This window comes from Parvibaculum sp., assembly GCF_035511255.1.
Taxonomy (GTDB): domain Bacteria; phylum Pseudomonadota; class Alphaproteobacteria; order Parvibaculales; family Parvibaculaceae; genus Parvibaculum.
In genome coordinates this window covers 1-1,877 of the sequence record NZ_DATKFR010000176.1, presented here as the reverse complement: position 1 = coordinate 1,877, position 1,877 = coordinate 1, and the positions used below count along the sequence as shown (strand labels likewise).

At 64.2% G+C, this 1,877-nt stretch carries 3 protein-coding genes; all 3 read left to right on the top strand.

All coding sequences use genetic code 11. The features are described from left to right. Positions 1–7 precede the first annotated feature (7 nt). Complete coding sequence (gene ykgO, locus VMR03_RS06400; protein WP_152215558.1) at positions 8–133, top strand: type B 50S ribosomal protein L36; 126 nt, start codon at positions 8–10, stop codon at positions 131–133. A 113-nt stretch (positions 134–246) separates the two neighbouring features. After that, positions 247–852, top strand: coding sequence for an HAD family phosphatase (locus VMR03_RS06395; RefSeq protein ID WP_325403393.1), 606 nt, complete (start codon positions 247–249; stop codon positions 850–852). Between the two features lie 60 nt (positions 853–912). Continuing rightward, positions 913–1,877: saccharopine dehydrogenase family protein (locus VMR03_RS06390; protein ID WP_325403391.1), on the top strand; the 965-nt coding region annotated here is incomplete at its 3' end.

Sequence of the window (1,877 nt, the reverse complement as noted above, 5' to 3'; positions counted from 1 at the left end):
GTTTATCATGAAGATCCGTAACTCCTTGAGATCGCTGCGCAATCGCCACCGGGACAACCGTCTGGTCCGGCGCAAGGGCCGCATCTACATCATCAACAAGACCAATCCCCGCTACAAGGCCCGCCAGGGCTGAACGGGGTTCGGGCGCGTGACCCCGGGGTCCGCCGTCCGATGCCGAACAAGGGCCGCGCCTCAAGGGCGCGGCCTTTTCGTTTCTGAAGCCACGTTGCGGGGGGAGTCATGGGGATGATCGACACGGTGGTTTTCGACATCGGCAATGTGCTGATCGGCTGGGATCCCCGGCACCTCTATCGCAAGATCTTCGCGAGCGAGGAAGAGGTCGAGCACTTCCTCGCCAATGTCTGCACCCTCGATTGGCATCTCGCGCATGATTATGGCGTCTCCTTCGAGGAGAACGGCGCGAAGCTGAAGGCGCTCCATCCGGATCACGCCGACCTCATCGACATGTGGGGAACGCGGTACATCGAGATGATCCCGGGCCGCATTCCGGGCACGGTCGATCTCCTGCACGCGATGGCGGATGCGGGCCTCGAACTTCACGGGCTCACCAACATGCCGACCGTGACCTTCGACTATCTGCGCGAAGCCTATCCGGAACTCAAGCGCTTCGGAACGACGATCGTCTCCGGCGCCGAAGGCGTGGTGAAGCCAGATCCGCGTATCTTCGAAATCCTGATCGAGCGCACGGGGCTCGTGCCGGAACATGCGCTCTTCATCGACGACTCGCAACGAAACGTCGAGGCGGCGGCGTCGCTCGGCTTTCATACGCATCGCTTCGAGCATGCCGAAGCTCTGCGTGCCGATCTTGCAGTCCGTGGGTTGGTCGACTGACGACAGGAAGTCGCTATAGTCGATACGAATTCGATTGGACGCCCGGGGGCAGGAGGAACGATGACGGACAGGTTCATGATCTATGGCGCGACCGGCTATACGGGCAAGCTCGTCGCCCGCACGGCCAAGGCGCTGGGCTTCCGTCCGCTGCTGGCGGCGCGCAACGAGGCGCGATTGAAATCCGTCGCCGGACAGCATGGCTTCGAATATCAGGCCTTCTCGCTCGACGACACGCCGGCGCTTGTCGCCGCGCTGAGCCAGGTCGATGCTGTGCTCCATATCGCCGGCCCCTTCTCGCAGACCTCGAAGCCGATGCTCGACGCCTGCATCAGGACGAAAACGCATTACCTCGACATCACCGGCGAGATCGACGTCTTCGAAGCCTGCGCGTCGCGCGACGCCGAAGCGCGCGAGGCCGGCATCATGGTCATGCCGGGCGTCGGTTTCGACGTCGTGCCGAGCGATTGTCTCGCCGCCCATATGAAGGCGCGGATGCCCGACGCGGTCGAACTGACGCTGGCGATTTCCGGCCTCGGCCACACGTCGCGCGGCACCGCGAAAACGGGCGTCGAAAGCGTTGGCAAGGGAACGCGCATCCGCCGCGACGGCGACATCGTGACGGCAAAGCAGACGCCGCGCCGGGATTTCGATTTCGGTGCGGGGACGAAGCCCGCCATCGCGATCGGCTGGGGCGACGTTTCGACGGCCTTTCATTCGACCGGTATTCCGAACATCACCGTCTATTTCGAGGCGAGTCCGCAGCTCGAGCAGATGGCGAATCTCGGCGGCTTCGCGCGCTGGATCGCCAGCCGCAGCTTCATGCAGCGGCGGCTGAAGGCCGCGATCGACAACCAGCCCGAAGGTCCGACCGATGCCGAGCGCCGCGAGGGCTTCGCGGTGCTGCTCGGAGAAGCGGTCAATGCGGCCGGCGAGCGCGTCGTCTCGAAGCTGCGCACGCCCGAGGGCTATACGCTGACCGCCATGACCAGCCTCGAAACCGTCCGCCGGGTTCTGAGCGGCGAGGT